The following is a 24981-nucleotide window of genomic DNA, read 5'->3' as shown; positions in this document are numbered from 1 at the left end:
GTCCAGGGCCTACCAGGCGGGGACGGCCACCTGGGACCCGATCTGGTCCCTGCGCCCCTGCTGATCCGTCGTGCGGGCGGGCCGTGTCCCCGGGGACACGGCCCGCTCTCGCGCGTCAGTGGAAGAAGTGCCGCGTGCCCGTGAAGTACATGGTCACGCCCGCCTTCTTCGCGGCCTCGACGACCAGCTCGTCGCGGACCGAACCGCCGGGCTGGACGACGGCCTTCACGCCGGCCTCGGTGAGGATCTCCAGGCCGTCGGGGAACGGGAAGAACGCGTCCGAGGCGGCGAAGGAGCCCTGGGCCCGCTCGGCACCGGCCCGCTCGACGGCGAGCTTCGCGGAGTCGACGCGGTTGACCTGGCCCATGCCGACGCCGACGGAGGCGCCGTCCTTGGCGAGCAGGATCGCGTTGGACTTCACCGCACGGCAGGCCTTCCAGGCGAACGCCAGCTCGGCCAGCTCGGCCTCGCTCAGCGCCTCACCGGTGGCCAGCGTCCAGGTGGCCGGGTCGTCGCCCTCGGCCTGGAGGCGGTCGGTGACCTGGAGGAGCGCGCCGCCGTCGATCGGCTTGACCTCGACCGGGGCGGACGGCGCCTCGGGGGCGCGCAGCACGCGGATGTTCTTCTTCTTGGTGAGCGCCTCCAGGGCGCCCTCCTCGTAGTCCGGGGCCACGATGACCTCGGTGAAGATCTCCGCGACCTGCTCGGCCATCTCCTTGGACACCGGCCGGTTCACCGCGATCACACCGCCGAAGGCGGACAGCGGGTCACAGGCGTGCGCCTTGCGGTGCGCCTCGGCGACGTCCGCGCCGACCGCGATGCCGCACGGGTTGGCGTGCTTGATGATCGCGACGGCCGGGGCGTCGTGGTCGTACGCGGCACGGAGCGCGGCGTCCGTGTCCGTGTAGTTGTTGTACGACATCTCCTTGCCGTGCAGCTGCTCGGCCTCGGCGAGACCGCCCGTCCCGGAGACGTAGAGCGCGGCGGGCTGGTGCGGGTTCTCGCCGTAGCGGAGGGTGTTCTTGCGCTCCCAGGTGGAGCCGAGGAAGTCGGGGAACCGCGAGTCGTCGACCGGGGCGTACTCGGAGGCGAACCAGGAGGCGACGGCCACGTCGTAGGCGGCCGTGTGCTGGAAGGCCTCGGCGGCGAGCCGCTTGCGGGTGGTGAGGTCGAAGCCGCCGTCCTGGACCCGGGCGAGGACGTCGCCGTAGCGGGCGGGGCTGGTGACGACGGCGACCGACGGGTGGTTCTTGGCGGCTGCGCGGACCATCGAGGGGCCGCCGATGTCGATCTGCTCCACGCACTCGTCGGGCGTGGCACCGGAGGCGACGGTCTCGCGGAACGGGTAGAGGTTCACGACCACGAGGTCGAACGGCTCCACACCGAGGTCCTTGAGCTGCTGCTGGTGGTCGGCGAGGCGCAGGTCGGCGAGGATGCCGGCGTGGACCTTGGGGTGCAGCGTCTTGACGCGGCCGTCCAGGCACTCGGGGAAGCCGGTGAGCTCCTCGACCTTGGTCACGGGGACGCCCGCGGCGGCGATCTTCGCGGCGGTGGACCCGGTGGAGACGAGCTCCACCCCGGCCTCGTGCAGGCCGCGCGCGAGATCTTCGAGGCCGGTCTTGTCGTAGACGCTGACGAGCGCCCGTCGAATGGCCCGCTTGTTGCTCTCGGCGGTCACTGGATAACTACCTTTCGTCCCTCGATGCGATAGCCGTTGCGGGCGAGGCGCCCCACGACCTCGACGAGCAGCTTTCGCTCGACTTCCTTGATGCGCTCGTGCAGAGCGCTCTCGTCGTCCTCGTCCCGGATCTCCACCACGCCCTGCGCGATGATCGGCCCGGTGTCGACGCCGTCGTCGACGAAGTGGACGGTGCAGCCGGTGACCTTGGCGCCGTACGCGAGCGCGTCCCGTACGCCGTGGGCTCCCGGGAAACTGGGCAGCAGGGCGGGGTGGGTGTTGACGAACCGCCCGCCGAAGCGCGCGAGGAACTCCTTCCCCACGATCTTCATGAACCCGGCGGACACCACGAGGTCGGGCTCGTACGCGGCGACCGCCTCGGCGAGCGCCGCGTCCCACTCCTCGCGGGCCGGGTGGTCCTTGACCTTGCACACGAAGGTCGGCAGCCCGGCGCGCTCCGCCCGGGCCAGCCCCTCGATGCCCTCGCGGTCGGCGCCGACCGCGACGACCTGGGCCCCGTAGGCCTCGGTGCCGGTGGCGGCGATCTCGTCGAGGAGCGCCTGGAGGTTGGTGCCGGATCCGGAGACCAGCACGACGAGACGCCTGGCGCGCTCGGCCACGGGCTTGGCGGCCACGATGGGGCCCTTTCTCGGGGAGCGTCTGTACGGTCGGCGGCACAGCGCTTTGTACATTCCTACGAATGCTTCGCGCCCCCTGATACGGGGAAGCCTACGAAGCGGCCGACCGGCAGCAACGATACCGGCACTCCCGACGGGCCCCCACGGGACGGGGGCCTGGCCGGAAGGTAGCGTCTGGTGGGAGCCGGCCGGGGTACGCCGGTCCCTGGACGCCGGGGCGCACGGGAACGCCGACCGCGCACCGATCGTTCACAGGGCGACGGACCCGGGCCGCGCGGAGCTGACGGGAACGCACCAGCTCACAGCTCACTCGTAGTCGATACGTCGTGCGAGGCGGTCACGCCGTACCACGCCGTGCTTCACAAAGGGGAAGACGCTCACTTGATGCCGGACCGCACCCTGCGACTCCTCACGTTCCCCCAGCAGTCGGCCCAGGGAGGGGAGCGTGGCGCCGTGCTGCTGCGGGAGCGCCCCTCCTCGCCGCCCGACGCCCCCCGCGGCGACGGCGACGACCGCCGTGAGGGCCAGGGCCAGGACTCCCGAGGCGGCCAGGGGGCCGGCCAGGACGACAACCCGTTCGCGCCCCCGCCGGAGGGCACGCCCGACCGCCCCTGGCAGCCCCGGCACCCCTCGGGCGGCGAGGACGGGGGCAACCGCTCCCCGTGGGGCCGCAACTGGAGCGACCGCCAGCCCGGCCGCTCCTCCGGCGGCTTCGGCGAGCGCCCGCGCGGACCGGAGGGCCAGGGCGGCGGCGGCCAGCCGGGCCCGGGCATGCGCTGGGACCCCACGGACCCGGCCCAGCGCCGCGCGCGCTACGCCCTGCTGGGCGGCATGTGGGCCTTCTTCTTCGCCCTCTTCAGCTGGACGTACCTGGCGCTGCTGCTGGGTGCGCTGGCCCTGTACTGGAGCATCAGCGCCCTGCGCGCCAAGCCCCGAGGGCAGGACCCGGACACCCCGGCGCCCGAGCGGCAGAAGGGCCGGCCGCAGACCACGGCGGCGGTGAGCGGCCTGGTCACGGCGTCGCTGGCGCTGGTTCTGGTGGCCGGGTCCTTCACGGCCCGCCTGGTCTTCAGCGACTACTACGAGTGCACCAGCGACGCCCTCACGCAGCAGGCCCGCCAGTCCTGCGGCGAGCACCTGCCGGAGTTCTGGCGAGGACTGCTGGACGAGGAGAGCTGATCCGGAGGGCCGCCCGAAGGCAGCCGAACCCCGTCCGTCCGCTCACGCGGGAGGGCGGGGTTCTCCGTTCGCGGGGGCCGACCGCCACTGCCGTACGTCGAGGGCCGAGGGCGGGCCGTCGCCGTGGCCGGGGAGCGGGTAGGGGTCGTCGTCCGGATCGAGCCCGGGCAGGTCGGAGGACCCGCGCGGGGGCGTGGGGTCCGTCGCCGCCGGGACGGGGGACTGCCGGTCGTGGCCGGGCGCGGGTCGCGGACGGAGGTCGGCGGTGCCGTCGTGGTCGTGGTCGAGCAGCAGGTACGGCTCGTCCGGGGCGACCGCCGCGGCCGTGCGGGGGGTCCCCTTGCGGCGCCGGGTGAACCAGCGGCGGCGGGGGCGCCGCGTCCGGTCGACCGCGCGCGGGAGGACCGGACGGCGCGGCGCGGGGGCACGGCCCGGACGGCCGTCCCCCCGCCGGTACAGCCGCCGGCGGCGCCAGGCCCGTACGGTCAGGGCGCTGACGGCCGCCGTCAGCGCGATCCACACCACCGTCGCCGCGCCCACCTGCCACCACACCGGCCCGAACCGGGCGAGCGCCCCTGTACCCAACGGTCCGCCCGCCAGCCCGGCGAGCAGCGCCAGCAGCATTCCGCACAGCCCGGCCGCGAGGGCCGCCGCGCCCGCGGTCCGGCCCGGCGTCCAGGCGGCGGCGGGTGGTCCCCCGCCCCTCGCGGCCCCGCGGCCGACGTACCGGCCCACCACCGCACCGGCCGCCAGCGGCACCGCCCCGGCCGCCCAGTGCACCGCCGTGCCCGCGCCCGGGTCCGGCACCGCGGCCAGCAGCGGGAACGGCGGCAGGAGCGGCGCCGCCCCGGCGGCGAGCGGCGTCACCGGGGCTCCCGCTCCGAGCAGGAAGCCGGGGCCGAGGGCGTAGGCCGCGGCCCACACGGCGGCGTTCGGCAGCAGGGTGAGACAGAGCAGCCCCACCGCGAGCCACCCCGACCAGCCCTCGGTCAGCCGCCCGAAGGCCGAGCGGGTCTCCCCGGCGTGCGCGCCCAGCGACACCACCAGCAGCACCGCCCCGCCCGCGACGAGCACCACCGCCCCGGCCGCCGCCGCCCGTGCCGCGACACCGGGGCGGCCGTCAGGACCCAGCACCAGATGGCGTACGCCCCGGGGCAGGACCGCGCCCAGCAGCTGCTCCAGCGGCCCGCTCGGCCGGCCGTAGGCGGTCCACACCCCGGTCCCGGCCGCCACGACGGCGACCAGCGGCACGCATACCGCCGTCCACGCCGCGGGACGCAGCACGCCGCCGGCCGCGTAGAGGGCGGCGGGGGCGGAGACGGCGAGGTAGCCGAGGACGACGCCGGTCCACGCGGTACGGCCGGGGACCAGCCGGGCGTGGTCCCGGGCGCCCCCCTCTGCGGCGTCGCGGGCCGCGCGGTGCAGCAGCCACACCGGTACCACGAGGAGCAGCAGCGGGGGCACGCCCATCGGGGCGGGGCCGCCGGAGAGGGTGTCGACGCGGACCAGTTCGGTGCCGTGCGCGAGCAGCCACAGCGCCGTCGCGACATGCAGGGCGCCACCGGGCCCGCTGTCGGGGTAGGGCGAGCTGACCCACAGCAGCATCACGAGGACGGTGCACGCCGCGAGGCCCAGCCCTGCGGCAAGGGCACCCCCGACGAGCCCGGAGGCCAGCCCCGGCGAGCGGTGGCGCACCCGCAGGAGCAGGGAGGCCGGCAGCGAACGGCGGACGGTCGTCTGGATCACGCCGCCATGCTCCCAACGACACGCGCTTATCCGGCGTAACGAGCGAAGCCCCGCTGTGTCGTTCAATATACGTTTATGTACTTTTCTGTACTGAGGGACGCCCAGTGACGCGGAGCCCCGCCCATCCGCTCCCCCCGCCCAGGGAACGCCGACGCCTGCGTGAGGCGGGCTCGCTGACACGCTCTCAGCTCGCCGAACGGGTCGGCGTACGGCCCGACACGGTGCGCGCGTGGGAGTCCGGCCGCAGCACACCGCGCGGCCGGAACCGGAAGGCCTACGCGGAACTGCTGGCCGGCCTCAGGGCGACGGCGGACGGCGGGGCGGTGACGGACGCGGTGGCGGTGAGCGGGGCGTCCGCCGAGCCGGTGGGCCGTCAGGTGAGAGAGGTGACTGCCGTGATGACGGTCCGTCCGGAGAGGACGGGGGGCGGCGGCACGGACGGCGCCGTGGCACCGGACCCCGAGGCGTTCGTGCTGGAGCCACCCGGGACGGGGCCCGTGGGCGAACGCCGGGCTCCCACGTGGGCGCGGTCCGCCGCCGGCTGCGAGGCCTTCCCGTACCTGACGCCCGCTCAGGCCTTCGACGCGCTGTACGCGTACTGCGCACCCGCCCTCGTCCGGCAGGCGTATCTCCTCACCGGCCGCCGTGACCTCGCCCACGAGTCCGTGGAGCGGGCCTTCCAGCGGGCGTGGGACCACTGGCCCGAGATCGCCCGCGACCCGGACCCGGCCGGCTGGGTGCGGGCGGCGGCGCACGAGTGGGCCCTCTCGCCGTGGCACCGGCTGCGCCGCCGCTACCGGCACCCCGAGCCCCCGCCGCCGGAGGAGGACGACCGCACACTGCTGGACGGGTTGCTGAGCCTGCCGCCGCCGTACCGCCGCACGCTCGTGCTGTACGACGGCGTCGGCCTCGACCTGCCCGAGACGGCGGCGGAGACGGAGGCCAGTACGCGGGCGACGGCCGGGCGGCTGATGTACGCGCGGGAGACCCTCGCCGCGCGCGTGCCGGAGCTGGCAGACCCGCGGGAGCTGCACCACCGGCTGGCCGAACTGGCGTCCACCGGGCGGCTGCGGGCGGCGGAGCCGTCGGCGGTGCGCGGCGGCAGCGAGCGCCTGGCCCGCCTCTGGACCCGCGCCGCGACGGCCTTCACGGTCGTGCTGATCGGCGCCACCGCGCTGACCCTGCACACGGCTCCCACGCACTACGTGCCGCCCGTGCCGCCGGGCGAGACGGTCCAGGGCGTCCCGCCGCGGGTGGCGCCGGGACCGCTGTCGGACGACCGCCGCGAGCTGCGCGACCGTCTGCGTGAGGCCCTGCACCACGGCCCGGAGCGCCTGACGCCGCAGGCCCGCTGAACCCGGGCCGCGCCGGGCCGGAACGACGGGTGGGCCCGTCCCCCCTGCGGGGAACGGGCCCACCCGTTCGATGCGCTGTCGCGCCGGCGGTCAGCCGGCGAGGATGGCGCGCGCCAGCTTGGCGGTCTCGGTCGGCGTCTTGCCGACCTTGACGCCGGCGGCCTCGAGGGCCTCCTTCTTCGCCTGCGCGGTGCCGGAGGAGCCGGAGACGATGGCGCCGGCGTGGCCCATGGTCTTGCCCTCGGGCGCGGTGAAGCCCGCGACGTAGCCGACGACCGGCTTGGTCACGTTCTTCGAGATGTACTCCGCGGCACGCTCCTCGGCGTCGCCGCCGATCTCGCCGATCATGACGATCAGGTCGGTCTCGGGGTCGGCCTCGAACGCGGCGAGCGCGTCGATGTGCGTGGTGCCGATGATCGGGTCGCCACCGATGCCGACGGCGGTCGAGAAGCCGACGTCACGCAGCTCGTACATCATCTGGTACGTCAGCGTGCCGGACTTCGAGACCAGGCCGATGCGGCCCGGCTTGGTGATGTCGCCCGGGATGATGCCGACGTTGGACTGGCCCGGCGTGATGATGCCGGGGCAGTTCGGGCCGATGATCCGGGTCTTGTTGCCCTTCTTGCCGGCGTACGACCAGAAGGCGGCCGAGTCGTGCACGGCGATGCCCTCGGTGATCACGACGGCCAGCGGGATCTCGGCGTCGATGGCCTCGACGACCGCGTCCTTGGTGAACTTCTCCGGCACGAAGATGACGGAGACGTTGGCGCCGGTCTTCTCGATGGCCTCCTTGACGGTCCCGAAGACGGGTACCTCGGTGCCGTCGAAGTCCACGGTCTGACCCGCCTTGCGCGGGTTCACGCCGCCCACGACGTTCGTGCCGTCACCGAGCATGAGCTTCGTGTGCTTCATGCCCGTGGCGCCGGTCATGCCCTGGACGATGACCTTGCTGTCCTTGTTGAGCCAGATAGCCATGGTGTGTTCTGTCCTCGTCCTGAGTGCTTACTTGGCGGCGTGGGCCAGCTCGGCGGCCTTGTCGGCCGCGCCGTCCATGGTGTCGACGCGCTGCACCAGCGGGTGGTTGGCGTCGGTGAGGATCTGCCGGCCGAGCTCGGCGTTGTTGCCGTCGAGGCGGACGACGAGGGGCTTGGTGACCTCCTCGCCGCGGTCCTCCAGCAGCTTCAGGGCCTGGACGATGCCGTTGGCGACCTCGTCGCAGGCGGTGATGCCGCCGAAGACGTTGACGAAGACGGACTTGACGTCCGGGTCGCCGAGGATGATCTCGAGGCCGTTGGCCATGACCTGGGCGGAGGCGCCACCGCCGATGTCCAGGAAGTTGGCCGGCTTGACGTCGCCGTGCTTCTCACCGGCGTACGCGACGACGTCCAGGGTGCTCATGACGAGACCCGCGCCGTTGCCGATGATGCCGACCTCGCCGTCGAGCTTGACGTAGTTGAGGTTCTTCTCCTTGGCGGCGGCCTCGAGCGGGTTCGCCGCGGCCTTGTCGTGGAGCTCCTCGTACTCGGGGTGACGGAACTCGGCGTTGTCGTCGAGCGACACCTTGCCGTCCAGGGCGAGGACGTCACCGGAGGCGACCTTCGCGAGCGGGTTGACCTCGACGAGGAGGGCGTCCGACTTGATGAAGGTGTCCCACAGCTTGATCAGGACGTTCGCGACCTTGTCCGCGACCTCGGCCGGGAACTTGGCGGCCTCGACGATCTCGCGGGCCTTGGCCTCGTCCACGCCGTCGATGGCGTCGATCGCGATCTTGGCGACGGCGTCCGGACGGGTGGCCGCCACCTCCTCGATCTCCATGCCGCCCTCGACGGACGCGATGGAGAGGAAGGTGCGGTTGGCACGGTCGAGGAGGAAGGAGACGTAGTACTCCTCCAGGATCTCCGGGGCCGTCTCGGCGATCATCACCTTGTGGACCGTGTGGCCCTTGATGTCCATGCCGAGGATGTCGGTCGCACGGGCCACGGCCTCGTCCGCGCTCGCGGCCAGCTTCACGCCGCCGGCCTTGCCGCGGCCACCGACCTTCACCTGGGCCTTGACGACGGACTTGCCACCGAGACGCTCAGTGGCTGCGCGGGCCGCCTCAGGCGTGTCGATGACTTCACCGGCCAGCACCGGTACATCGTGCTTGGCGAAGAGGTCCCTCGCCTGGTACTCGAACAGGTCCACGCGCTTCCGTCCCTATCAGTGATCTCGCGGTTCGTTGGATGCGTGGGCGTGCCGCGAAGGGCAACGTGACGTCCGCTCTGTCACAAGGGAGGCGCACACGGTGTCCGAGCGCGCGGCATGTCCGTCTCGCAGGTTATCGCCGCATGGGTGACCTCTCTAAATCGCGAGTCACACGTGAGCGGTGATACCTGTCACATGATGTCGGCTTCTCCGGCACGGCGTGCCAGTCGTGAGGGGCCTCACCGGGCTGGGGTTGGCCCGGTGAGGCCCTGCCGAACAACCCGGACGGGCGGTGAGGCCCTGATCCGGGGTTGCGGGGCGGCCGGCCTCCATTCCCCAATGGGGGCCGGCCTCCCCTCCGCGAGGTCGCCGCCGGACGAGCCGACGGCTTTCGGCTGTCCGGGTCCTTCCCCGCGGAGTCCTTTGTTACCCGTGAGTCAGGAACGGGTGACAGGCGGGTGCGCGACCAGGGACATCGGGAGCGGCGGTCCACGGCGGTTTCGGCCGGGACAGGGCGAATGTCCGTACGGGTGCGCGCCCGCGCGGAGGGCGGGCCGTACGGCCTAGGCGGGCGGGACCGGGACGTCCCGCGTGTGGTCCCGCGTCCCGGGGGCGTCGGCGCGCACGGTGGCGCCGGGCACGAGCCGGGGCGTGGGGCGGTGGTGGGCGGGAACGGCACCGGGGTCGCCGTGCCGCGCGATGCCCTGATCGACGGCGGAACCGCTGCCGAGGGCCCCGTCGGGGGCGCCTCCGGCGGGGGTCCGGGGCACCTGCGGCGAGCTCGCCCGGGCCACAGGGGCGGTGTGCTGTCTGTCGGGGCGGGGGGTGGGGTGGGCGCCGGGGGGTGTGGCTGCGGGGCCGTGGGTGGCGAGGGTGTCCTGCGCCCGTCCGTCGGAGGTGGGCGCTGCGGTCGCCGCGGCGGGGGGTGCTTGGGGGTGGCCGACCGCGTCGGCCGCGGGGAGGAGACGCGCCGGGAGACCGGGGAGGCGCAGGACGGGTCCGGTCACCGCGCCCGCACCCAGTTCCTCCGTCACCCCACGCACGAGTTGCCCGACGGGCCGCAGCAACTGCCCCTCGACGGGCCGCAGAATCGGCTCGGTGACGGGCCGCAGAATCGGCTCCGCGACGGACCGGACGATGCGCTGCCCGACCGGCCGAACGACCTGATCCACGACGGGCCGCACGACTCGCTGCCCGACCGGCCGCACAACCTGATCCGCGACAGGCCGCAGGAGCCGCTCGGTGACGGGCGGGGCGAGCCCCTCCGTAACGGGCCGGACGCCGTGCTGCCCGACCGACCGCACGACCTGATGCACTACGGGGCGCGGGAGCCGGTCCGCGACGGGCGGGGTGAGACGTTCCGTACGCGGCCCGACGCCCCGACCCCCGGCCGGCCGCACGACCTCAGCCCCAGCGGGGCGCGGGAGCCGCTCCGTGACGGGCGAGGTGAGCTGATCCGTAGCAGGCCGGACGGCCGGTTTCGTGGCTGGCCGCGTGGCCTGTTCACGGGCGGGATTCGCCACCCGCGCGCCGGCCGTCGGCACCACCGGCGCTTCCACGGCCCGGTTGCCGGATCCGGTCCCGAGCCTCGCGCCCGGGTCGCGCGCAGCGCCCCGCACCGTCCCCTCGGCCCGTGGCCGGGCCTGCACGGCCCTGTCCGCCCCGTCCGACACGTCCGACACGTCCGTACGCGGCGCTGTCAGGGCGTCGACAACTGAACGGACGCCCTCCGCGTCGACCCGCACCGGTCCCCCGCCGGAGGGGAACCGTTGCTGCGGCGGACCGTCCGCCGCGGCGGCCCGCTCCCCGCACAGCAGGCCGAGCAGGAACACCGCGCCCGCCACCAGCGCCAGCCGGACGGCACGCCGCCGGGCCGCCGCGCGCACCACGCGCGCAGCGGCCCCGGGTACGGCTGCTGCTGACCAGGTCGACAGGGCGTTCCCTCTCCGGACTGCGGGACCACCGGCATCTTCACGGGTCCTCGATCGAACGACCTCGATCCTTGCACGCGACGCCCGAGGTCCCGCAAGCCCTCCGTCACCGATGGGCACTCATGTCCGTTTTCACGGGCGGGAGTCGGATCCGTCCCCCGCGTCCGGTGTCGGCAACGGCCGCTTCTCGATCGCCGCCGCCATCACCTCCGGGAACAGATCGGGGGTGCAGGCGAACGCCGGCGCGCCCAGCGCCGCGAGGGCCGCCGCGTGCTCCCTGTCGTACGCGGGCGCCCCCTCGTCGGACAGGGCGAGCAGTGACACGAACTGCGCGCCCGACGCCTTGATCGCCGCGACCCGCTTGAGCATCTCGTCGCGTATCCCCCCTTCGTAGAGGTCGCTGATCAGCACGACGACCGTCTCCGCGGGCCGGGTGATGCGCGACTGGCAGTACGCGAGCGCCCGGTTGATGTCGGTACCGCCGCCGAGCCGGGTGCCGAAGAGCACGTCGACGGGGTCGTCCAGCCGCTCGGTGAGGTCGACGACCTCGGTGTCGAAGACGACGAGGCGGGTGGAGACCGACCGCATGGACGCGAGGACCGCCCCGAACACCGAGGCGTACACGACGGATGCCGCCATCGACCCGGACTGGTCGACGCAGAGCACGACCTCCTTCTCGACCGACCGCGAGGCGCGCCCGTGGCCGACGAGCCGCTCGGGCACGACCGTGCCGTGTTCGGGGAGGTAGTGCCGGAGGTTGGCCGCGACGGTGCGGTTCCAGTCGATGTCCCGGTGGCGGGGCCGGCGGACGCGGGCGCCGCGGTCGAGGGCGCCGGTGAGGGCGGCCCGGGTGCGGGTGGCGAGCCGCCGCTCCAGGTCCTCGACGACCGTGCGCACGACCGCCCGTGCCGTCTCCCGTGTCGTCTCGGGCATCGCCTTGACCAGGGACAGCAGGGTTCCGACGAGGTGCACGTCGGGCTCGACCGCCTCCAGCATCTCGGGCTCCAGCAGCAGCGTCCCGAGGCCGAGCCGGTCGATGGCGTCGCGCTGCATGACCTCGACGACGGAGGAGGGGAAGTAGGTGCGGATGTCCCCGAGCCAGCGCGCCACCGAGGGCGCCGACGCCCCGAGTCCTCCCGTCCGCTCGCGGCCCGCACGCGCCGTGTCGTCCTTGCCGTAGAGCGCGGTGAGCGCCCCGTCCATCGCGGCGTCCTGCCCGGACAGGGCGTGCCCGGTCCCGTCGGCCGTGTCCCCGCCGAGCACCAGCCGCCAGCGGCGCAGCCGCTCCCCCGCCGGGTCCGCCGTCCCCGTCATGCGCGCCTCCCCCGTCACCGGCTCCCTCGTCATCGCGGCACCTCCGCCCGTTCCCCCCGGGCGTCCTCGTCGTCCCCGTCCGGTCCCAGCAGCAGCCGCAGCACCGGCAGTACGGCGTCCGCCCGCGCGCCGTCCAGGCCCGCCCCGAAGCCGGGAGCCCCGGCCGTCGCGTCCGTCGTGCGGCCGTGTCCGCCCGGTCCACGGCGCACCAGCTCCCCGAGCGTGCGCCGCACCCCTGGCTCGTACGCCGAGAACGTCCGCCGCAGCAGCGGCAGTACGTCCGTGAACGCCTCGGCCGGGACGGCCGTCAGCCACCGGTCGACCAGGCCGAACAGCCGCTCGTCGTGGACCAGGAGCAGCCCGCCGCCGGGGCCGCCGACGAACCCGTCGATCCACGCGGCCGCGTGCGCCGGGGGTGTGCCCGGCGACAGCACGAGCCCCATGAGCCGCGCCGCCTCGTCCTGCGCCAGCTGCCCCTCGTCCAGCAGCAGCCGCACGGCCCGGCCGCGCAGCACCCCCGGGACGGTGTCCCGCGCCGACAGCTTCCGCAGCACGGACCGCCACCGCTCGCGCAGTCTGCCGTCCCCCGCGGGGGTGTCGCCGAGCAGGCCCAGCGCGCCGTGCACCGCGTCGACATGGCCCCGCATCTCCTCGGCCGCCTCGGCGTCCAGGGAGACACAGGCGGGCGGCAGTCCGACGAAGACCCGCTCGGCGAGACCCGCGGCGACGTCGGTGAGCGCCGCGGTGTCGGTGCCGCGTACGTCGCCGTAGCGCAGCGAGCGGACCAGGGCGGGGAGGGCCTGGGCGAGGTGGGCGACGTCCGTGTCGAGGGCGGCGCGGTCGGCGAGGACACGCATCACCGTCGGCAGGGCCCCGGGCAGGGCGGCCAGCAGGCAGTCTTCCGCGAGGCCGGTGACGTCGGCGAGACCGCGCGCGGCGATCGCGTCGGCCTCCGCCCTGGCGGTCGCGGCGGCGAGCACGGTCGTCCCCCACACCCCCGCCTCGGCGGCCCGCACGGCCAGCTCCGGCTCCCAGCGCAGCCGCCAGGTCTCCCGGAAGGTGCCCGTGCCGCCGCGCGAGGCGGCCGGCCGGCCCCAGGGGATGCCGAGCAGCCGCAGCCGGTGCAGCAGCCGGCTGCGCCCGGCGTCGGTGTCCTTGCGCAGGTCGAGGTCCAGCTCCCGCTCGGCCGCCTCCGGTTTCAGCCGCAGCCGGCGCCGGGTGCGCTCCAGGTCCCGCTGCAACGGCACCGCGGGCACGGTGGGCGGCACCTCCCCCAGCACGTCGCCGACGACCAGCCGGTCGTGCACCAGCGCCAGGGGGACCTCGGAGCCCTCGCACATCACCGCCCGTACGGCGTCGGTGGCCTCGCCCAGGCCGGGCAGCGGACGTCCGCGCAACGCGGCGAGGGTGTCCGCGAGCCGCACGGCCTCGATGACGTGCCCGGGCGAGACGGTCCGGTCCTCGGCCCGCAGCAGCCGGGCGACCTTGGTCAGCCACCGCTCGACCGGCCGGTCCGGGGCGTCGAACAGGTGCGCGTACCACCCGGGGGAGGTGATGCCCGCGCCGTACCCGTCGGCCCGGGACAGCCTGCGGTGCGTCCACGGCACCCACGTCATGTCCGTCTTCACGCGGGGCAGGCCCTTCAGCAGGGCCCGGTCCTCCGTCACGGTCGTACGGTGCCGCAGCGCCGGCACATGCCAGGCTCCGCAGACCACGGCCACGCCGTCCTCGAACTCCCGCTGCGCGTCCCGGATCCGCAGCCGCATGTGGGCCTCGCGGATCAGGTCCCGGCCGTGTCCCCCGCTGCCGTACTCCTCCCGCAGCGCCGTCATGGCCTCCTCCAGGGCAGTGAACGGAGCGAGCACGTCGCCCTTGCCCGCGCCCCGGTGTTCGACGACGTCCTCCCACCAGCGCTCGGCGTCGTCGTACCCGGCGGTCTCGGCGAGCACCCCCAGCGGATCGATCCGCACGTCCTCGTCCGCGGCCCCGGACCCGGCGCCCTGCTCCGGACCGTCCTCCCCCTCCGCTCCTCCCTCCCCTACCTCTTCCTCTTCTTCTTCCTCCCGCTCCCAGGCCAGCGTGTGCGCGGCCGGCAGGTCGATGAAGCGGGCGGGCACTCCGTGCTCCAGCGCCCAGCGGAGCGCCACCCACTCCGGGGAGAACGCGGCCAGTGGCCAGAAGGCCGACCGGCCGGGCTCGTCCACGGCGTGGGCGAGCAGGGCGACGGGCGGGCGCATGTCCTCCTCCGCGGCCAGCGGGATCAGCGGGTCGGCCTCGGGTGGTCCCTCGATCAGCACGACACGTGGCCGGGCCCCGTCCAGCGCGGCCCGCACGGCCCGCGCCGACCCGGGGCCGTGGTGCCGCACTCCGAGCAGCAGCGGCCCCGCCTCCGGTGCCTCACGGCCGTTCACGCACCGACCTCCCGGCAGGCCCGGTAGAAGTCCGCCCAGCCCTCGCGCTCACGCACGACGGTCTCCAGGTACTCCTGCCAGACGACCCGGTCCGCCGCCGGATCGCGGACGACCGCGCCGAGGATGCCCGCGGCAACGTCACCGGCCCGCAGCACGCCGTCACCGAAGTGGGCGGCGAGGGCCAGTCCGCCCGTGACGACGGAGATCGCCTCGGCGGCCGACAGGGTGCCGCTGGGCGACTTCAGCTTGGTCCGGCCGTCGGCGGTCACGCCGTCGCGCAGCTCGCGGAAGACGGTGACGACCCGGCGGATCTCGTCGATCCCGTCGGGCACGGCGGGCAGGTCGAGCGAGCGGCCGATCTGCTCCACGCGGCGCGAGACGATGTCGACCTCCGCCTCGGGGGTCTCGGGCAGCGGCAGCACCACTGTGTTGAACCGGCGCCGCAGGGCGCTGGACAGCTCGTTGACCCCGCGGTCGCGGTCGTTGGCCGTGGCGATCACGTTGAATCCGCGGACGGCCTGCACCTCCTGCCCGAGCTCCGGTATGGGCAGGGTCTTCTCCGACAGGACGGTGATCAGGGAGTCCTGAACGTCGGCCGGGATGCGGGTCAGTTCCTCGACCCTGGCCGTCCTGCCCTCCGCCATGGCCCGCATCACCGGACTGGGGACGAGGGCCTCACGGCTGGGGCCCTGGGCGATCAGCCGGGCGTAGTTCCAGCCGTAGCGGATGGCTTCCTCGGGGGTGCCGGCCGTGCCCTGCACCAGCAGGGTCGAGTCGCCGCTCACGGCGGCGGCCAGGTGCTCCGACACCCATGTCTTGGCGGTGCCGGGCACGCCGAGCAGCAGCAGGGCGCGGTCGGTGGCGAGGGTGGTCACCGCGACCTCCACCACCCGGCGCGGTCCGACGTACTTCGGGGTGATGACGGTGCCGTCCGGCAGGGTGCCGCCGAGCAGGTAGGTGGCGACGGCCCAGGGCGACAGGCGCCAGCGGGCGGGGCGCGGGCGGTCGTCCTGGGCGGCCAGCGCGGCGAGTTCGTCCGCGAAGGCGTGCTCGGCGTGCGGGCGCAGGGTGTCCGCCGGCCGCGTGTCCGCGGGCGCGGAGCCGTTCCGCGTCGGGTCGACGGACGTCGGTTCTGCGGACACAGACATGGCTGGGTCCCCCTCCAGCTCGGCCGGTTCGGATCTGTCACCCACCGTGCACCACGCCACTGACAATTGCTCCGACCTGCACCAATACCCGCCCCAACTCGACTGTCAGTGGCGGGACCTACCGTCGGAGACATGACTGATCAGGGGGTGCGCCGGACCACGGACCAGGGGCCGGCACCGGCGTCGGGCGTGACGTCCGACGCGGCGTCGGACACGGTGTCCGACGGAGGGACGGGCGGGGCGGGGGCCCAGCCAGGCGAGCCCGCAGCGTCGGCGGCGGCGCTCGCGGCGCTGCGGCGGGCGGAGCGCCGGGCCGAGCGGATCACGGCGGGCGCGGCCGAGCTGGAGCAGCGCCTGGAGGATCTGCTGCGCGGCGGGCTGGCGTCGGCCGAACGGTCCGGCCCCGCCCTGTGGGAGGAGACCGCCGCCCGCATGGTCGACGCCCAGGCACAGGGACTGGCGAACCGCGTACGGGAGTTGGGGTCGCTCCCCGTCGCCGGTGCGGGCGCCCCGGTGCGGCTGCTGGAGGAGACCGCGCTGCTCCATCTCCTCGCCCGGGCCTGGCTCCGCCGCGAGCGGCTGCCGGAGGATCTGGCCGCGACGGTCCGCTCCCGCGTGGGCCTGACCGCACCGGCGGACGGCCCCGCGATACGGGACGACTGGCTGGTGCTGGCCCAGTACGACCGGTCCGACGGCCACCTGACCACCCGTCGCATCTGGCTGCACGGAGCGGGCTCGGGCCGTACGGCGCTGCTCCTCTCCTACGGCGCCGCGGGCCGCGCCCCCGACCTCGCGCTGCCGGCCGGGCTGGCCGTCGACGCGGAGCTGTCCGCGTATCCGGGTGCCGGGCAGCCGCGGATGGCACTGGTCGAGCGGTTCACGCCGCCCGCGCCGACGACGGTGCGCCCGCCGGGCACGACGACGGCCGGGGCACTCGCCCGTTACGGCGCGGCGCTGCGTGACGACCCGTGGTGCGAGTCGGTCCCGGTGACCCTGGACCGTGTCGTGCCGGTCCCGGACGGTGACGGCTGGCAGCTGGCGGACGCCGACGAGGACCACGCCCTGCCGATCGGGCCGGCGAGCCGGTCCCGCCCGGGGCTGTGGCGCCTGGTGGCCCTGTCGGGCGGGGCCCCGGTCCGGGTCTTCGGCGAGTGCGGCCCGCGCGGATTCACTCCTCTGGCGGCATGGCCGCAGGGCCCCGGGGAGGCGGTTCCCCTGTGCTGACACGCCCTGCGGGCCCCTCGGGGACCGCCCGCCCCGGCACCCCCATGCATCTTTCGGACATCACTGGACACTCGGTGCGCGTGAGTCTTCGACCGCGCCGGGACCCCCGTCGGAAAGGAAGCTCATGAGCAGGACGACCGCCGCCGTGGACGCGTCCCTCCCGGACCGCTGGGAGGAGCTGGTGACCACGGCTCTGCTGGGCACCGACCGGCGCACCCCGCCGGGTGTGGCGCCCGGCCCGCAGGCGCCGTCGGCCCTGCTGGACGCGGCGGCCGTCGCGACCGTACGGCGTCGGGCCGGGCTGCGCCCCGCACCGGCCGCGGAGCGCCTGCGCCCTGCCCCCGAGGACCCGCGCCCCGCGCTGCCGCCCGCGGCGGTGCGCCGGCTCGCGGTGCTGCTCTCCGACCGACCCGGTGCCTCCGGTGGCGGCCGCCGGGGCACGGCACCGGACCTCATGGAGCTGCTGCCCCAGTGGCTCCACGCGGCGAACGCCCGTGGCTTCGCGGCGCCCCCGCAGGCGCTGCCCGCCCTGCTGGACGCCGCGCGGGGCCGTACCGACCTGCGCCCGGCGACGCTGCGGTTCGCGGGCCCGCGCGCACTGTGGCTCGCCCGGCTCAACCCGGACTGGCGGTTCGCCCTGCGCGCCGCCCCCGGCGGCAGCGCGTCCGCGCCCGACCCGACGGACGCGGAAGGCATACGGAGGCTCTGGCAGGAGGGCCTCTTCGCCGAGCGGGTCACCCTGCTCACGGCGCTGCGTTCCCGTGACCCGGCCGCCGCGCGCGATCTCCTCGCGCAGACCTGGGCGGTGGAGCGGGCCGAGGACCGGCTGATGTTCCTGGACTCCCTGCGCGCCGGGCTCCACCCGGACGACGAGGCCTTCCTGGAGCGGGCGCTGGCCGACCGCAGCCGCAACGTGCGGGCGACGGCGGCCGAGTTGCTGTCGGCGCTGCCCGGATCGGCGCTGGCCGCGCGCATGGCGGTACGCGCCGCCGCCTGTGTGGCCGTGGACCGCACGCGTGACGTGCCGACGATCGTCGTAGAGGCGCCGCACGAGTGCGACGCGGCGATGGAACGCGACGGGGTGGTGGCCAAGGCCCCGGCCGGCCGGGGCGAACGGTCCTGGTGGCTCGGCCAGTTGGTGGAGGCGACGCCCCTGGACAGCTGGTCGCGGCGGCTCGGCGGGCGGACGCCCGAGGAGATCGTGGCGCTGCCGGTGGCGGACGGCTGGCAGGACGAGCTGCACGCGGCCTGGTGCCGGGCGGCGGTGCGGCAGCGGGACGCGGCGTGGTCCCGGGCGCTGCTCGGGGAGCCCTCCGCGCCGCAGGCCGGCGGCCCGGGGGCGGTGTCCCTGGCCGAACGCGCCCGGCTGCTCGCCACCCTGGACGCCGACGAACGGGCGGTGTGGGTGGCGGGGTTCATCGAGACGCACGGCCTGTCCGAGGCGTTCCAGCTGCTCGGGGTGTGTGCGGTTCCCTGGGCCGCGCCGCTCGGGCGGGCCGTGGTCGACGCGCTCAACATCGCGCGGGACGCAGGGAGCTATCCATGGAGTTTCAGCGGAGTCATGGGCCTGGCCGAACGCTGCCTCGACCCCTCGGAGGCGAGCCGCCTCGACGCGCTGCTGGCGGTACCGGACGAGCCGGAGGACGCGGCGCCCGGCGCCGGGGGCTACTGGTCCGAGGCGTTCCAGCGCCTGGTCACCACGCTGCGTCTGCGCGCCGCGATGCTGGCCGAGCTGACCCCGCCGCCGGCCCCGGCCCCCTGACGGGACCGGCCCGTCCCGCCACGCCGCCGCTCACCGCCCACGCCGGCCAGGGCGGCACCCCCGCCGCCGAGCGCCCGCACCACCGCAATCCCGGTACGGGGCCGCCCAGCGCCACGAGGGCACGAACCGGCACCGCGGCACGGGCGTCCGAGCCGCCCACCGAGCCGGCACCCGCCGGCCCGCCCACGACGAGCCTTCGACAGGCCCTCCCCGGTCACCGGGCCACGGGCCGCCCGCTCCGTCGGGACGACGCCCCGACGCCGTACGCCCCCGTACGGGCGGGTTCGGCGGCGCCCCGCCACCCGGGTGCCGGCCTACGCCTCCGCGGGCTGACGGGCGTTCGCCCGCACCCAGTCCACGATGGACGCCGTGGTGGCACCCGGCGTGAAGATCTCGGCGACACCCTTCTCCTTCAGCGGAGCGATGTCGGCCTCGGGGATGATCCCGCCGCCGAAGACGAGGATGTCCTCGGCGTCGCGCTGCTTCAGCAGGTCGATGACCGCGGCGAAGAGCGTGTTGTGCGCGCCCGAGAGGATGGACAGGCCGATCGCGTCGGCGTCCTCCTGGATCGCGGTGTCGACGATCTGCTCGGGGGTCTGGTGGAGCCCGGTGTAGATCACCTCCATACCGGCGTCGCGCAGAGCCCGCGCGATCACCTTGGCCCCGCGATCGTGGCCGTCGAGCCCCGGCTTGGCCACCACCACGCGGATCGGACCGGCTGCCACACCCATCACTGCCTCCATGAAGCGACTACATCCATCCGTATCGACCAGTACCGCACACATCGCACGGACACCCCGGCCCGAACCGGCCGTGGAAGTGAACGAACGTTATCTCCAGCATCCCGCAACCGGCAGTTTCACGGTGCACAGGGAGGGGGAAATCACACGGTGGGACACGTCCGTCGCGCAGCGTTCCCGGGCCCGGTACGCGAACCGAGTGCCCGTGCGACACAAGGACATCAGTGGGAACATGCGTCTAAGGGATGCGCCTCGAGGTCGACCCGCCACCGCGCACCGTCCACGCGTCACCGGCGCGCGCGGCCGACCGCTTTCGGAGCGGCATCCCACGAGGGCACACGGGGGACGAGGCTGTCCCTCCACGTGCCGACAGGAGGTCGGCCATGAAGGTCACCCAGGCAGCAATTCCGTTCCTGCCCCTCTGCCGGCGCCTCCTGCCGGCCCGGCTGGCGGATCTCTCCGTGACCCTGCTGAAGGCGACCGCCCTCGAGCTGGCGATCCTCGCGGGCCACGTCCTCCTCTATCCCGCCGGGATCATCCAGGAGCGCCGGGGCCCTGACCGCTCGGCGCTGCCCGCACCGGAGGGGACGGCGCAGCTGCCGACCCGGGCCAAGCCCCCGGTCGTGCTGCTGCACGGCTTCATCGACAACCGCTCGGTCTTCGTGCTGCTGCGCCGCAGCCTCTCCCAGCACGGCAGGCAGCAGATCGAGTCGCTCAACTACTCCCCGCTGACCTGCGACATCCGTACCGCGGCCGAACTGCTCGGCCGCCATATCGAGCAGGTGTGCGAGCGCACGGGCAGCACCCAGGTGGACGTGGTGGGGCACAGCCTCGGTGGCCTGATCGCCCGGTACTACGTGCAGCGGCTGGGCGGCGACCGCCGGGTGCGCACGCTGGTCACGCTCGGCACCCCGCACTCCGGCACCCGGGTCGCGCCTCTGGCCAACGCCCACCCCATCGTGCGGCAGATGCGCCCCGGCTCGCCGGTCCTGGAGGAGCTCGCCCAGCCCGCCCCCGGCTGCCGTACGCACTTCGTCGCGTTCTGGAGCGACCTCGACCACATCATGGATCCGCTGGAGACGGCGTGCGTCGAGCACCCGGACCTGACGGCGGTCAACGTGCGGGTGAGCGGCGTGGGCCACCTCGCGCTGCCGGTGCACCCGGCGGTGGCGACCGGCATACGGCAGGCGCTGGACACGGCCCACCCGGGTGAACCGTCCGACGGACGGGCGAACGGCCTGACGGTCGCCTGAGGCGGCGGGGCGCTCGACACGCCCGGCACGCTCCTTCCGGGGGCAGGCGATCCTTCCCGTCCACAAGCGAACAACATCGGTCGGACACGGCCGACTTGCCGACGCCGAGGCGTCACAGTTTCGAACAATCGTCGAACATAGAGCCAAGACCGCGCCCGCCGACCGCCAAAACCCGACCGAATGCCCGTTTCCTACGGCCGTGAAACCTGGGGAAGATTGTCGCGCCCGCATACCGCCGGGTACAGTCGCCGCACTGCTCTGGCAGCCCCTGTTGTCGAGGCGAAAGAGAAGTTGGTGAACGACCGTCACCCGTCGGGGACCATGACCCCGGCCCCGGCTTCCGATGCCGCCTCGGCGCCCTACGCGTCATACGGCACGCAGGAAGCCCAGTACGGCGACGTCACCTCCTACGGCGGCTACGACGCCACGTACTACGGCACCGGCGAGCACACCGCCGGCACCTTCGCCGCCGACCCCCTCTTCGGAAGCCTCCCGGGCGACGATCCCGCCGCGGCCGGCTACACCACCGGTCACTGGTCGGTGGACGGCCAGGACACCGGTCACTACGACGTGTACGCGGCGCAGCAGACCTCCCCGTACGACACCGGCGGCCACGACACCACCGCCTGGACCACCGGCCCGCAGCCGATGGCGGCCGTCCCGCAGCAGGGCGGCTCCCCCGAGACCGGCCAGTGGGACGCGAGCGCATGGCTCCGGCCCGACCAGGCCGAACAGCCGGCGGACCCCACGCAGCAGTGGGACTGGGGCACGCAGACCTTCGACAGCGGCGTGTACGACGCCACGCAGTGGAACTCCGACGGCGGCGAGACGGCCGCGAGCACGCGGGCCTCCGACACCTACGACCCGCAGACCGGCTCCTTCGAGCAGGAGACGTACGGCGCGGAGCCGTTCGAGCAGGGGAACTTCGCGCCGGAGTCGTACGGACAGGAGTCCTTCGGCCAGGACGCGCCCGACCAGCCGTACGCCGAGGACGCCTACCGCGGGGAGCCCGGACCGGACGAACCCGGGGCCGGTGAACCGGCCGACACCGGCGAACTGCCCGCGGTGTCCCTGCTCGACGAGCAGGAGGAGGTCCTCCCCGCTTCCGCACCGCCCGCCGCCTCCCGTTCCCGCTCCCGCCGCCGCCCCCCTCCCAAGCGTTCCGCGCTGCTGACGGTGGCCGTGCCCTCCGCCTGCGTGATGGGGGTCGCCGGCATCGCCGCGGCCTCGGTCGGCGACCTCACCGAGGACGGCGGCCAGGAGACCAGGACCACCGCCGCGGACGCGGCGCCGGTCAAGCCCTCCGCCGCCAACGTGAAGCTGGACACCCAGCTGGAGAGCCTCGCCGCCGGCGCCGACGACTTCGCCGACCGGGCCAGCCGCGCCCAGGGGCGCATCGACCTCAAGGCCCAGCAGGACGCCGAGCGCAAGCGGGCGGCCCAGGAGGCGGCCCGCAAGGAGCGGCTCCGCCCGAAGTTCGCGCTCCCGGTGGCGCAGCACGGCCTCAGCGCCTACTACGGCCAGTCCGGCATCAACTGGATGTCCGTCCACACCGGCATCGACTTCCCCGTCTCGTACGGCACGCCCGTGCTGGCCGCGACCGACGGCACGGTGCGCACCCAGTACAACTCCGCCTACGGCAACATGCTGATCGTGACGGCGATGGACGGCACGGAGACCTGGTACTGCCACCTCTCCACCTACCAGGTGCCCTCCGGGGCGACCGTCAAGGCCGGCGACCAGATCGCGTTCTCCGGGAACTCGGGCAACTCCACCGGCCCGCACCTGCACTTCGAGGTGCGCCCCGGCGGCGGCTCGTCGATCGACCCGCTCGCCTGGTTCCGCAGCCACGGCATCGAACCGACGTAGGGCCTGCCGGGCCGGAGCGGACTCCGGCCCCGCGACGGGCCACCGCCCGGTCGGCTAGAGCTTCTCCACCGGCGCGTACCGCAACAACAGGCGCTTGGGCTTGGTGTCACCGAAGTCGATCGTCGCCTCCGCGTTCGCCCCCGTGCCCTTCACCGCGACGACCGTGCCCAGACCGAACTGGTCGTGCGTGACCCGGTCCCCGACGGCCACCGACACCACCGGCTTCTCCGAGGCGCGCCGGGTGGCGAATCCTGAGGCGCCCGACGCGGACGAACGGGAACGGGACGACGACAGCGACGCCGCCACCCCGGACGCCGGACCGGACGACACCGGCGCGCTCGCGCCCGTCCGCTTCCACTCCAGGTGCGCGGCCGGGATCTCCTCCAGGAACCGCGAGGGCGGGTTGTACGACGGCTGACCCCAGGCGCTGCGCAGCGTCGACCTCGTCAGGTACAGCCGCTCACGGGCACGCGTGATGCCGACGTACGCCAGGCGCCGCTCCTCCTCCAGCTCCTTGGTCTGGCCGAGGGCGCGCATGTGCGGGAAGACGCCGTCCTCCATGCCGGTGAGGAAGACGACCGGGAACTCCAGGCCCTTGGCGGTGTGCAGGGTCATCAGCGTGATGACGCCGGAGCCGTCCTCCTCCTCGTCGGGGATCTGGTCGGAGTCGGCGACCAGGGCGACCTGCTCGAGGAAGTCGGCCAGTGTGCCGGTCTCGCCCTCGGCGCGCTCCTGCTCGAACTCCAGGGCGACGGCCGCGAGTTCCTGGAGGTTCTCGATGCGGGTCTCGTCCTGGGGGTCGGTGGATGCCTGCAACTCGGCGAGGTAGCCGGTTCGTTCGAGGATCGCCTCGAGGACCGTCGCCGGTCCCGCCCCCGACTCGACGACCGTACGGAGGTCCTCCATCAGGGTGTTGAACCGCTTCACCGCGTTCACCGACCGGGCGGCCATGCCGTACGCCTCGTCGACGCGGCGCAGCGCCTGCGGGAAGCTGATCTTCTCGCGCTGGGAGAGGGCGTCGATCATGGCCTCGGCGCGGTCGCCGATGCCCCGCTTGGGGACGTTGAGGATGCGGCGCAACGGCACCGAGTCCTCGGGGTTGGCGAGCACCCGCAGGTAGGCCAGGACGTCCCGGACCTCCTTGCGCTCGTAGAAGCGCACGCCGCCGACGACCTTGTAGGGCAGGCCGACGCGGATGAAGATTTCTTCGAACACACGGGACTGGGCGTTGGTGCGGTAGAAGACGGCGACGTCGCCGGCCTTGGCCTCGCCCGCGTCCGTGAGGCGGTCTATCTCGTCGGCGACGAACTGGGCCTCGTCGTGCTCGGTGTCGGCGACGTACCCGGCGATGAGCGCGCCCGAGCCGGCGTTGGTCCACAGGTTCTTCGGACGGCGGGACTCGTTGCGCTCGATGACCGCGTTGGCGGCGGAGAGGATGGTCTGCGTGGAGCGGTAGTTCTGCTCCAGCAGGATCGTCGTCGCGTCCGGGTAGTCCTCCTCGAACTGGAGGATGTTGCGGATCGTCGCGCCGCGGAAGGCGTAGATCGACTGGTCGGCGTCGCCCACGACGCACAGTTCGGCGGGCGGCACCTCGGCCTCCGGCGGCACGTCGACGGGGTGCTCGAAGGAGCCTCCGACGAGTTCGCGCACCAGGGCGTACTGGGCGTGGTTGGTGTCCTGGTACTCGTCGACCATGACATGCCGGAAGCGGCGGCGGTAGTGCTCGGCGACGTCGGGGAAGGCGCGGAGCAGGTTGACCGTCGTCATGATCAGGTCGTCGAAGTCCAGCGCGTTCGCCTCGCGCAGCCGGGACTGGTAGAGCGCGTAGGCCTGGGCGAGGGTCTTTTCGAAGCCGTCGGTCGCCTGGGCGGCGAAGTCCTCCTCGTCGATCAGCTCGTTCTTCAGGTTGCTGATCTTGGCGCTGAAGGACTTCGGCGGGAAGCGCTTGGGGTCGAGGTCCAGGTCGCGGCAGACCAGGGCCATCAGACGCTTGGAGTCGGCGGCGTCGTAGATCGAGAAGGACGACGTGAAGCCGAGCTTCTTGGACTCCCGGCGCAGGATGCGCACGCACGCGCTGTGGAAGGTCATGACCCACATGGCGTTGGCCCGCGGGCCGACGAGCTGCTCGACGCGCTCCTTCATCTCGCCCGCGGCCTTGTTGGTGAAGGTGATCGCGAGGATCTGGCCCGGGTGGACGCCCCGCTCGGCGAGCAGGTGCGCGATGCGGTGGGTGAGCACACGGGTCTTGCCGGACCCGGCTCCGGCCACGATGAGCAGGGGGGAGCCGGAGTGCACGACGGCGGCGCGCTGGTTGTCGTTCAGCCCTTCCAGCAGCGCGGCGGCGTCGATCACCGGGCGGGGGGCGCCGTCGCGGTAGTACGAGTCCCGCTCCGGGGGCGCGTCGAACTTCCCGCCGAACAGGTCGTCCGGAAGGGGCTCCGGGGCGTGCTCGTCCTCGGGTGGCGGCGGGGGCTCGTCCGCGGGGCCCCGCTGGGCCTGGAGGTCCGCCAGGAAGCTGTCGTCAAAGAGGCTGCTCATCGCTCTCCGAG

The 24981-nt window shown here is 74.1% G+C and carries 18 protein-coding genes; 7 read left to right on the top strand and 11 right to left on the bottom strand.

Annotation, left to right across the window (positions count from 1 at the left end):
* Nucleotides 1–115: 115 nt before the first annotated feature.
* Both purH and purN read right to left on the bottom strand, forming a co-directional pair.
* The gene (purH, locus tag B100_RS0104700; protein ID WP_024883287.1) at nucleotides 116–1678 is read right to left on the bottom strand and encodes a bifunctional phosphoribosylaminoimidazolecarboxamide formyltransferase/IMP cyclohydrolase; all 1563 of its coding nucleotides are present in this window, start codon (nucleotides 1676–1678) and stop codon (nucleotides 116–118) included.
* The gene (purN, locus tag B100_RS0104695; protein ID WP_024883286.1) at nucleotides 1675–2313 is read right to left on the bottom strand and encodes a phosphoribosylglycinamide formyltransferase; all 639 of its coding nucleotides are present in this window, start codon (nucleotides 2311–2313) and stop codon (nucleotides 1675–1677) included. The genes purH and purN overlap by 4 nt, the downstream gene beginning before the upstream one ends.
* Before the next feature lie 387 nt (nucleotides 2314–2700).
* Between purN and B100_RS0104690 the strand changes: the two genes are divergently transcribed.
* Nucleotides 2701–3495, top strand: a complete 795-nt coding sequence (locus B100_RS0104690; RefSeq protein WP_024883285.1) for a hypothetical protein — start codon at nucleotides 2701–2703, stop codon at nucleotides 3493–3495.
* Between the two features lie 42 nt (nucleotides 3496–3537).
* On the opposite strand, the gene B100_RS33655 is transcribed toward B100_RS0104690, so the two are convergent.
* On the bottom strand, nucleotides 3538–5241 hold the full coding sequence (locus B100_RS33655; protein WP_024883284.1) for a cell division protein PerM: 1704 nt from the start codon (nucleotides 5239–5241) through the stop codon (nucleotides 3538–3540).
* A 104-nt stretch (nucleotides 5242–5345) separates the two neighbouring features.
* Between B100_RS33655 and B100_RS0104680 the strand changes: the two genes are divergently transcribed.
* On the top strand, nucleotides 5346–6596 hold the full coding sequence (locus B100_RS0104680; protein WP_024883283.1) for a helix-turn-helix domain-containing protein: 1251 nt from the start codon (nucleotides 5346–5348) through the stop codon (nucleotides 6594–6596).
* Nucleotides 6597–6686: 90 nt separating this feature from the next.
* Here B100_RS0104680 and sucD read toward each other — a convergent pair whose 3' ends face one another.
* The 3 genes from sucD to B100_RS36905 all read right to left on the bottom strand — a co-directional run bounded on the left by sucD (nucleotide 6687) and on the right by B100_RS36905 (nucleotide 9952).
* Nucleotides 6687–7571 carry a succinate--CoA ligase subunit alpha gene (gene sucD, locus B100_RS0104675; protein WP_024883282.1) on the bottom strand — a complete coding sequence of 295 codons (885 nt, stop codon included), beginning with the start codon at nucleotides 7569–7571 and terminating at the stop codon, nucleotides 6687–6689.
* Between the two features lie 27 nt (nucleotides 7572–7598).
* The gene (gene sucC, locus B100_RS0104670) at nucleotides 7599–8780 is read right to left on the bottom strand and encodes an ADP-forming succinate--CoA ligase subunit beta (RefSeq protein ID WP_024883281.1); all 1182 of its coding nucleotides are present in this window, start codon (nucleotides 8778–8780) and stop codon (nucleotides 7599–7601) included.
* A 563-nt stretch (nucleotides 8781–9343) separates the two neighbouring features.
* Nucleotides 9344–9952 (bottom strand): hypothetical protein, encoded by a 609-nt coding sequence (locus B100_RS36905; protein WP_158686703.1) that lies wholly within the window; start codon nucleotides 9950–9952, stop codon nucleotides 9344–9346.
* A 597-nt stretch (nucleotides 9953–10549) separates the two neighbouring features.
* Between B100_RS36905 and B100_RS36900 the strand changes: the two genes are divergently transcribed.
* Nucleotides 10550–10702: a hypothetical protein gene (locus B100_RS36900; protein WP_158686702.1), complete on the top strand. Its 153-nt coding sequence runs from the start codon at nucleotides 10550–10552 to the stop codon at nucleotides 10700–10702.
* A gap of 141 nt (nucleotides 10703–10843) precedes the next feature.
* Here the strand turns inward: B100_RS36900 and B100_RS0104650 are convergent, their stop codons facing one another.
* The 3 genes from B100_RS0104650 to B100_RS0104640 are packed head-to-tail and all read right to left on the bottom strand — an operon-like array spanning nucleotide 10844 to nucleotide 15584.
* The gene (locus B100_RS0104650) at nucleotides 10844–12058 is read right to left on the bottom strand and encodes a VWA domain-containing protein (protein ID WP_199785211.1); all 1215 of its coding nucleotides are present in this window, start codon (nucleotides 12056–12058) and stop codon (nucleotides 10844–10846) included.
* Nucleotides 12055–14436, bottom strand: a complete 2382-nt coding sequence (locus B100_RS0104645; RefSeq protein WP_024883278.1) for a DUF5682 family protein — start codon at nucleotides 14434–14436, stop codon at nucleotides 12055–12057. The genes B100_RS0104650 and B100_RS0104645 overlap by 4 nt, the downstream gene beginning before the upstream one ends.
* On the bottom strand, nucleotides 14433–15584 hold the full coding sequence (locus B100_RS0104640) for an AAA family ATPase (protein WP_024883277.1): 1152 nt from the start codon (nucleotides 15582–15584) through the stop codon (nucleotides 14433–14435). Before B100_RS0104640 ends, B100_RS0104645 begins: the two co-directional genes overlap by 4 nt.
* 132 nt (nucleotides 15585–15716) lie before the next feature.
* Between B100_RS0104640 and B100_RS0104635 the strand changes: the two genes are divergently transcribed.
* Both B100_RS0104635 and B100_RS0104630 read left to right on the top strand, forming a co-directional pair.
* Entirely contained in the window at nucleotides 15717–16808 is a 1092-nt protein-coding gene (locus B100_RS0104635) for a hypothetical protein (RefSeq protein ID WP_486585584.1), read from the top strand.
* A 124-nt stretch (nucleotides 16809–16932) separates the two neighbouring features.
* Nucleotides 16933–18570 (top strand): DUF5691 domain-containing protein, encoded by a 1638-nt coding sequence (locus B100_RS0104630; protein ID WP_024883275.1) that lies wholly within the window; start codon nucleotides 16933–16935, stop codon nucleotides 18568–18570.
* A 314-nt stretch (nucleotides 18571–18884) separates the two neighbouring features.
* Here B100_RS0104630 and icmB read toward each other — a convergent pair whose 3' ends face one another.
* Nucleotides 18885–19301, bottom strand: a complete 417-nt coding sequence (gene icmB, locus B100_RS0104625) for a coenzyme B12-dependent isobutyryl CoA mutase small subunit (RefSeq protein ID WP_024883274.1) — start codon at nucleotides 19299–19301, stop codon at nucleotides 18885–18887.
* A 392-nt stretch (nucleotides 19302–19693) separates the two neighbouring features.
* On the opposite strand from icmB, the gene B100_RS0104620 reads away from it, so the two are divergent.
* Complete coding sequence (locus B100_RS0104620) at nucleotides 19694–20563, top strand: alpha/beta fold hydrolase (RefSeq protein WP_024883273.1); 870 nt, start codon at nucleotides 19694–19696, stop codon at nucleotides 20561–20563.
* A gap of 321 nt (nucleotides 20564–20884) precedes the next feature.
* A complete protein-coding gene (locus tag B100_RS0104615; protein WP_037722419.1) occupies nucleotides 20885–22432 on the top strand; it encodes a M23 family metallopeptidase in 1548 nt (515 codons plus the stop codon).
* Nucleotides 22433–22486: 54 nt separating this feature from the next.
* On the opposite strand, the gene pcrA is transcribed toward B100_RS0104615, so the two are convergent.
* Complete coding sequence (gene pcrA / locus B100_RS0104610; RefSeq protein WP_024883271.1) at nucleotides 22487–24970, bottom strand: DNA helicase PcrA; 2484 nt, start codon at nucleotides 24968–24970, stop codon at nucleotides 22487–22489.
* Between the last annotated feature and the right edge of the window lie 11 nt (nucleotides 24971–24981).

Source organism: Streptomyces sp. CNH189 (genome assembly GCF_000527195.1).
Note: the sequence above shows the minus strand (reverse complement) of the source record. Positions and strands in the feature narration are given on the sequence as shown.

What these genes read in the sequence shown, in the direction of transcription:
- B100_RS0104690 (WP_024883285.1), top strand. Translation starts at nt 2,701, where the DNA reads ATGCCGGACCGCACCCTGCGACTCCTCACGTTCCCCCAGCAGTCGGCC.
- B100_RS0104615 (WP_037722419.1), top strand. Translation starts at nt 20,885, where the DNA reads ATGACCCCGGCCCCGGCTTCCGATGCCGCCTCGGCGCCCTACGCGTCA.
- B100_RS0104650 (WP_199785211.1), bottom strand. Translation starts at nt 12,058, where the DNA reads ATGACGAGGGAGCCGGTGACGGGGGAGGCGCGCATGACGGGGACGGCG.
- B100_RS0104640 (WP_024883277.1), bottom strand. Translation starts at nt 15,584, where the DNA reads ATGTCTGTGTCCGCAGAACCGACGTCCGTCGACCCGACGCGGAACGGC.
- B100_RS0104635 (WP_486585584.1), top strand. Translation starts at nt 15,717, where the DNA reads ATGACTGATCAGGGGGTGCGCCGGACCACGGACCAGGGGCCGGCACCG.
- sucD (WP_024883282.1), bottom strand. Translation starts at nt 7,571, where the DNA reads ATGGCTATCTGGCTCAACAAGGACAGCAAGGTCATCGTCCAGGGCATG.
- icmB (WP_024883274.1), bottom strand. Translation starts at nt 19,301, where the DNA reads ATGGGTGTGGCAGCCGGTCCGATCCGCGTGGTGGTGGCCAAGCCGGGG.
- pcrA (WP_024883271.1), bottom strand. Translation starts at nt 24,970, where the DNA reads ATGAGCAGCCTCTTTGACGACAGCTTCCTGGCGGACCTCCAGGCCCAG.
- B100_RS0104630 (WP_024883275.1), top strand. Translation starts at nt 16,933, where the DNA reads ATGAGCAGGACGACCGCCGCCGTGGACGCGTCCCTCCCGGACCGCTGG.
- B100_RS0104620 (WP_024883273.1), top strand. Translation starts at nt 19,694, where the DNA reads ATGAAGGTCACCCAGGCAGCAATTCCGTTCCTGCCCCTCTGCCGGCGC.